Raw genomic sequence first — 6,664 nt, 5'->3', positions numbered from 1 at the left:
GCACCAAGTGGTCCGAACCTGCCTTCGTCGCGGAATACGGGCTGTTTGGCGCGTAGGGCGTGGTTTCGGAAAACTGGGGATCGGTCGCTGAGAGCGATCCGAACACTTCATCCGTCGATACATGCAGGAAGCGGAATGCGGCTTTCTCCGTCGCGCTCAGAGCGCTCCAGTACGCGCGTGTCGCTTCGAGCAACGTGAACGTGCCCACCACATTGGTCTGCACGAAATCCGCCGGTCCGTGGATCGACCGATCGACGTGGCTCTCGGCGGCGAAATGCAGGATCGCGCGGGGTTTGTGCTCGGCGAGCAGCGCGTCCATTGCGGCGCGGTCGCAGATATCCGCGCGGGCGAACACGTGGCGGGGATTGTCTTGTTGCGATTTGAGCGTGCCCAGATTGCCCGCGTACGTCAGTTTGTCGACATTGAGTACGGCTTCGTCTGAGCCGTCCAGCCAATCAAGCACGAAGTTAGCACCGATAAATCCGGCGCCTCCAGTCACTAGGATCATTTGGTTTCTACAAAAATTATCAAAAGAACTTCGTTGCCGCGAAGCCGCCAAAATGTCTCCACCTCGCAAGACATCCGGCAAGCCGCTTTACGTAGTTACGAAGATATCACAGGCCACATTGATAAATGTCCGCGGCGCCTCGCCCGGCCGAGGACAGACCGCCCGCCCCAAAAAAAATTTGGCAGTTAAACTACTCGTCTTTAGCGCCGCGCTGACACGCCAAACCAGGCGGCCGCCGGACGGAAACGGTGCGGGAAATGCCCCTATGCCGACGTCCCGCGGCGCCCCCCATTCATCGAATTTGTTGCCGATTGTCTCATTTATGCTGCTCTCCCCTGCGCACCACTCCCCACCTCTCGCGTTCGGCGACATCCAGGGTTGCCATGACGCCTACCAGCGCTTGCTGGCGAAGGCTGCGCCGAGCGATGACACGCCTTTGTGGTTCGCCGGCGACATTATCAATCGCGGTTCCGGGTCCCTGGCAATGTTACGTGACCTGATTGCGCTGGGCGATCGCGCGGTTGCCGTCCTCGGTAATCACGACCTGCATTTACTGTCGGTATCGGCGGGAATCCGCAGGGCGAAAAAAGGCGACACGATCGACGAAATCCTTTCAGCGCCGGATGCGGCCGATCTCCTGCACTGGGTGCGCCACCGTCCGATCGCCCATTTCGAGCACAACATGCTCATGGTCCACGCGGGCGTGTTGCCGCAATGGGACGTCACAACAACGCTCGAACTCGCCGATGAATTCCAGCGCGCCCTTCGCGCACGGTCGTGGAAAGAGACGCTCGCAAGCCTCTACGGCAACGAGCCGAATCGATGGAAACCGAAACTCAAAGCCCCCGAGCGCCTGCGCGTGGTGTGCAATGCGTTCACCCGGCTGCGTTTTTGTACCGTTGAGGGGGAGATGGATTTCACGTCTAGCGGCACGCTGGATTCCGCCCCACCCGGATGCATGCCGTGGTTCGACGTCCCGTCGCGTGGGACATCGGACGTGACCGTCGTCTTCGGCCATTGGGCTGCGCTCGGCTTGATCATCCGTGACAACGTCATCGGCCTGGATTCAGGTTGCGTCTGGGGTGAAGAACTCACCGCCGTTCGCCTGGCGAGCGCTCCAGCCGATCGAACCGTGACGCAGGTAGATTGCCCGAACTGTCGCGTGAAACTCGACTAAACATTACGGCCGCTCCTGCGTGAGCACCTCGACCAGTGCATCGTCCTGACCGTCCTGCGCAGCCGCGACCTTCGAACCGCCCCGCACTCGCTGCATCGCCAGTTCCACCGCCGCTTGCGCATCGCGCGCCAAAACGCGCCGATCGTCACCGGGCGCGAGGGCATCGCAAACATACAAGTGCGCGGTCAGCGGTGCGCCGCGAAGCATGGCGTTGAGCGTATCGGCAAGCGTTAAATCGTCGATATACGCTGGCGCCGTCGATTGCCGTCCGCTCGCGTCTTCGTAGAACAAACAGATCGGTTGAACGGGACACTCGGCGGACACAGCCGCCTGGAACAGGTTCGCGTGAAAGGGCAACACACTGGCGCCGCTCGTCGTCGTGCCTTCTGGAAACACGCACATCAACTCGCCCTGAGTCAGCCGCTCCGACAACTCGTGCATGATGCGTTTCGCATCGCCCCGTTTCTCGCGCTGGATAAACACGGCACCCAGTTGCTGCGCAAGCCAGCCGACGACCGGCCATTGCCGAACTTCCGCCTTCGCCACAAAGGGTGTCGGCCGCCACGCGTTCACGACATAAATATCGATCCACGAAATGTGGTTACCGACGACCAAAGCGCCGCTGTCCAGACGCGCCTGGTCGTTGTGCACGACGAGTGTCATCCCGCACAAGCGCAGCATTTCGATGGACCACGCGCGGTTCAATTCGAGCCGCACGCTTGCCGACGCGCTGGGAAAGCGCGTCGCGACGACGAACATGCCACGCAACAAATGCGCGAAGATGCGTGCCTTGCGAAAAACGAGCATGGTGGGAACCGGTTAGCGCGCTTCGTAGGCAATATGCCCCGACACGATGGTCGTGCGCACACGCGCCGGCAATTCATAGCCGAGGAACGGCGAATTGTGGCCCTGGCTGATGAGCGTCGCGCGGTCGACCAGCCATTCGGCGGCGGGATCGAAGAGGCAAATATCCGCGGCTGCTCCCGGCTTGATGCAACCGGCGTCCAGCTTGAGCACGGCAGCAGGCGCTGTCGTAATGCGCGAAAGCGCCTTCGACAACGGCAGGTTCGCCTCGCGCGCCCATTTCACGGTCAGCGAAAGCAGCAACTCCAATCCCGTGGAACCCGGCGTGGCTTCGGCGAAAGGAAGCAGCTTTTCGTCATCGTCGAGCGGGGTGTGATCGGAACAGATGGAATCGATCGTGCCATCCGCGAGCCCCGCGCGGATCGCGTCGCGGTCACGTTGCGAGCGCAATGGCGGGTCGAGGCGAAATTGCGAATCGAAGTAGCCGATGTCCACGTCCGTCAGATGCACGTGATTGATGGTCACATCGCACGTGACGGCAAGCCCTTCGGCCTTCGCCTCGCGCACGAGCGCAACGCCCGCCGCCGATGACAAATGCGACAAATGCACGCGCGCGCCACTCACGCGCATCAACTCGAAAATGGTATGCAACGCAATGGTTTCCGCCGACACCGGCACGCCCGTCAAGCCCAGCCGCGACGCCAGCGCGCCACTTGCCGCCACGCCGCCGCTCGCCATGTAAGCGTCCTGCGGTCTTAGCCAGACGGTGTAGCCATAAGTGGTCGCATATTGCAGCGCGCGCAGCAACGTGCGCGTATTGACAATTGGCGTATCGGCCTGTGAAAAGCCGATACAACCAGCCTCCGTCAACTCGACCATTTCGGTGATCGCTTCGCCTTTTAGCCCGACGGTCAGCGCGCCCAACGGATACACATGCCCCTGATTCAGCTTTTGCGCGCGAAATTTGAGCATTTCGACCAGACCGGGTTCATCGAGAATCGGATCGGTGTCGGGCGGGCACACGAGGCTCGTCACGCCGCCGGCCAGCGCCGCCGCCATTTCCGACTCCAGCGTGGCCTTGTGTTCGAAGCCCGGTTCGCGCATACGGGCGCTCAAATCGACAAAACCGGGCGCAATCGCGAGACCGGTTGCATCGATTACTTTTGTTGCGTGGAAGTCGGCGGGAGCATCGCCGATGCTCACGATTTTCCCCGCCGCGATAAACACGTCCGCGAGACCTTCAGTTCCTGCAGACGGGTCGATCAGCGTGCCGCCTTTAATATGGATTTTCATATTTTTAGTCGCTATTCCCGGCAACGATGCCCATCACTGCCATTCGCACGGCAATTCCAAACGTGACCTGGTTCAGGATCACTGACTGCGGACCATCGGCGACTTGAGAATCGATCTCGACGCCGCGGTTCATCGGTCCCGGATGCATCACGATGGCATCGGGCGCCGCGAGCGCGAGGCGCTCCGGCGTCAAACCCCAGTTCTTGAAATATTCCTGCGCCGACGGCAGTAACGCGCCGCTCATGCGTTCGTTCTGCAAGCGCAGCATGATGATCACGTCGACGTCCTTCAACCCTTCGTCGAGGTTGTGATACACGTGCACGCCCATCTCGTTCAGATGGCTCGGCAACAGCGTGCGTGGCCCGATCGCGCGCACTTCGGGCACACCGAGTGTGGTCAGTGCATGGATATCCGAACGGGCGACGCGGGAATGCAGGATATCGCCGACGATCGCCACGCGCAGATTGCGAAAATCGCGCTTGTAGTGGCGAATCGTGTACATGTCGAGCAGGCCTTGCGTTGGATGCGCGTGCCGGCCATCGCCCGCGTTGATCACGTGCACGTGCGGCGCACAATGCTCGGCAATCAGGTACGGCGCGCCACTCGACGCATGCCGCACGACAAACATGTCGGCGTGCATGGCGGAGAGGTTGTTGATGGTGTCGAGCAGCGACTCGCCCTTGCTCGTGGACGAAGCGTTGATGTTCAGGTTCAGCACATCGGCCGATAACCTTTTTGCGGCGATCTCGAACGTGGTCCGGGTGCGCGTGGAGTTCTCGAAGAACAGGTTGAACACCGATTTGCCGCGCAGCAGCGGCACCTTCTTGATCTCGCGATCAGTCACGCTGACGAACTGCTCGGCGGTATCGAGGATATGCGAGACGATCGCCGGCGGCAGTCCTTCTATGGTCAGCAAGTGCTTCAGTTCGCCGTTCTTCGTGAGCTGCGGATTGCCCTTGAGGAAGCCGTAGCGCGCAGGCGCGGGCTTCTTGCCGGCCGAGCTGCTTTCGGCAGAACCCTGAGTAGCCGTGGTCATGTCGTTCCTGGTGGTGTCTTGTCTTTGCCGGGAGAAATGCGCCGCGTGCAGACTTGCTTAGTCTGTGCGCGCTTCCGTCGAAAATAGGAGTGTGCCGTTCTCGCCTTGCGATAGCACGAGCGTGTCAGTCGCGGGAATATCGACGATACCGCCCGTAAAGCGCGCCGCCACGGGCAATTCGCGGCCGCCGCGATCGGCCAGCACGGCGAGGTCCACCGATGCCGGACGGCCGTAATCGTAGAGCTCGTTGACGGCCGCGCGCACGGTGCGTCCGGTGGACAGCACGTCATCGACCAGCAGGATTTTACGGTTGTTGACGTCGAACGGCAGCGAGGTCGGACTGGCCTGGCTATGCAGGCCCTTTTTTGCGTAATCATCGCGATGCAAGGACACGTTCACTACGCCGAACTCGCTCACATTCAAGTCTTTGGCGAGCCGTTCGGCCAGCCACACGCCGCCGCTATAAATACCCGCCAGCACGGCGCCGTTCGCCTGCTTGAGCGATTCGCCGTGAGCCGCGCGGATCTGGTCGAGCAACGCGCGGTAGAGCGCCTCGGCGTCAATGGAACTCATGTTGGTCGGAAAGCTCGTCTAGATATTGTTGAAGAATGACGCGGGCGGCTTCGGCGTCGATACCGTCGTAACGGCCCTTCGCGTTCATGCGCACGCCGTTGCGCTTCATCTCGGCCTTCGCTTCCACCGACGAATACCGCTCGTCCACCCAATTGATCGGCACATTGAAGCGCCCGTTGAGTTGATTGCCGAAGCGCGTGGCGAGCTGGGTCATTTCGTGGGGTGCACCGTCGGGGTGCCTGGGCAAGCCAACGATCACCGAGCCCGGATTCCATTCGCCGATCAGCTTGCCGATCATGTCGAATCGATACTCGCGGCTGCGATTCTCAATCACCGTCAGCGCCCGCGCGTGCTTGGTGAGCGTATTGCCGACCGCAACGCCGATCCGCTTCTCGCCGTAATCGAACGCGAGCAGCGTCGTTTCAAGCCGCGTCGCCTCCGTCATGCGTGGCCCGCTTCGCCCGACAGCATGGACAACGACACGCCCAGCAGCGACAACGCCGCCTGCAATCGGTCCTCGGCGGGAACATCGAAAATAATGCGCGGATCGGCTTCCACCGTCAGCCAGCCATTTTTCGATATTTCTTCTTCCAGTTGGCCCGCGCCCCAGCCCGCGTGACCGAGCGTGAGCAGGAAGCGCTCGGGGCCCTTGCCGCTTGCGACGGCTTCGAGCACGTCCTTCGACGTGGTCATGGCCAGGCCACCCGGCACGCTCATGGAAGATGTATACACGTCGCCGTCGGCCGGGTCGTGGAGCACGAAGCCGCGCTCGGTCTGCACCGGGCCGCCGAAATACACGGGCAGGTGCACGAGCGGCTCGATTTCGAGCTTCAGGTCGATGCGATTGAAAAGCGATTGGAGGTCGATGTCGGTCGGCCGGTTGATCACGAGGCCGAGCGCACCGCGCTCGCTGTGATCGCAAAGGTAGACGACAGTCCCGGAAAACGTGGGATCGGCCATATTGGGCATGGCGATCAGGAACTGATTCGTCAAGTTGATGCGATCGGGAGTCTTGGACATGATTCAGATCTTAACAAGGGCGATACTTGATGGCCGACATTGATACGGGGCTAGTCTGGCTTCGACGAGACCTGCGCGTGGCAGACCATACTGCACTCTATCACGCACTAACGCGCTGTCGGCAGGTGCTGTGCGCGTTCGTTTTGGACAATGAAATTCTGTCGGCGCTACGTAAAAACGATCCGCGCGGGTCGTTTATTCACGCGAGAGGGTTGGAGCGCGGGGGTCGGGGCGCGGGGGGCGCGGAGCCACC

Annotated in this window: 9 protein-coding genes; 2 read left to right on the top strand and 7 right to left on the bottom strand. The window is 61.3% G+C overall.

The features are described 5' to 3' along the window. The coding region (locus tag WCA53_RS15050) for a dTDP-glucose 4,6-dehydratase (protein WP_423911640.1) at positions 1 to 508 on the bottom strand (508 nt) is incomplete at its 3' end. Positions 509 to 830: 322 nt separating this feature from the next. Here WCA53_RS15050 and WCA53_RS15045 point away from each other — a divergent pair. Then, positions 831 to 1,685, top strand: a complete 855-nt coding sequence (locus tag WCA53_RS15045; RefSeq protein WP_423911644.1) for a symmetrical bis(5'-nucleosyl)-tetraphosphatase — start codon at positions 831 to 833, stop codon at positions 1,683 to 1,685. 3 nt (positions 1,686 to 1,688) lie between these two features. On the opposite strand, the gene WCA53_RS15040 is transcribed toward WCA53_RS15045, so the two are convergent. Genes WCA53_RS15040 through WCA53_RS15015 form a run of 6 tightly spaced genes read right to left on the bottom strand, consistent with a single transcriptional unit; the run spans position 1,689 to position 6,411 of the window. After that, positions 1,689 to 2,492, bottom strand: a complete 804-nt coding sequence (locus tag WCA53_RS15040; RefSeq protein ID WP_423911636.1) for a lysophospholipid acyltransferase family protein — start codon at positions 2,490 to 2,492, stop codon at positions 1,689 to 1,691. Between the two features lie 12 nt (positions 2,493 to 2,504). Next, positions 2,505 to 3,782 (bottom strand): dihydroorotase, encoded by a 1,278-nt coding sequence (locus WCA53_RS15035; RefSeq protein WP_423911633.1) that lies wholly within the window; start codon positions 3,780 to 3,782, stop codon positions 2,505 to 2,507. Between the two features lie 4 nt (positions 3,783 to 3,786). Continuing rightward, positions 3,787 to 4,818 carry an aspartate carbamoyltransferase catalytic subunit gene (locus WCA53_RS15030; protein ID WP_423911631.1) on the bottom strand — a complete coding sequence of 344 codons (1,032 nt, stop codon included), beginning with the start codon at positions 4,816 to 4,818 and terminating at the stop codon, positions 3,787 to 3,789. A 57-nt stretch (positions 4,819 to 4,875) separates the two neighbouring features. Further along, positions 4,876 to 5,391: a bifunctional pyr operon transcriptional regulator/uracil phosphoribosyltransferase PyrR gene (gene pyrR / locus WCA53_RS15025; protein WP_423911628.1), complete on the bottom strand. Its 516-nt coding sequence runs from the start codon at positions 5,389 to 5,391 to the stop codon at positions 4,876 to 4,878. Further along, positions 5,378 to 5,836 (bottom strand): Holliday junction resolvase RuvX, encoded by a 459-nt coding sequence (ruvX, locus tag WCA53_RS15020; protein WP_423911625.1) that lies wholly within the window; start codon positions 5,834 to 5,836, stop codon positions 5,378 to 5,380. Before ruvX ends, pyrR begins: the two co-directional genes overlap by 14 nt. After that, entirely contained in the window at positions 5,833 to 6,411 is a 579-nt protein-coding gene (locus WCA53_RS15015) for a YqgE/AlgH family protein (RefSeq protein ID WP_423911621.1), read from the bottom strand. The genes ruvX and WCA53_RS15015 overlap by 4 nt, the downstream gene beginning before the upstream one ends. A 29-nt stretch (positions 6,412 to 6,440) precedes the next feature. Between WCA53_RS15015 and WCA53_RS15010 the strand changes: the two genes are divergently transcribed. Next, positions 6,441 to 6,664, top strand: a 224-nt coding sequence (locus WCA53_RS15010; protein ID WP_423911617.1) for a deoxyribodipyrimidine photo-lyase, incomplete at its 3' end; no start/stop codon positions are given.

This window comes from Caballeronia sp. (assembly GCF_049581465.1).
Classification (GTDB): domain Bacteria; phylum Pseudomonadota; class Gammaproteobacteria; order Burkholderiales; family Burkholderiaceae; genus Caballeronia.
The sequence above is the reverse complement of the archived record's forward strand: the minus strand, read 5'-3'. Positions and strand labels throughout refer to the sequence as shown.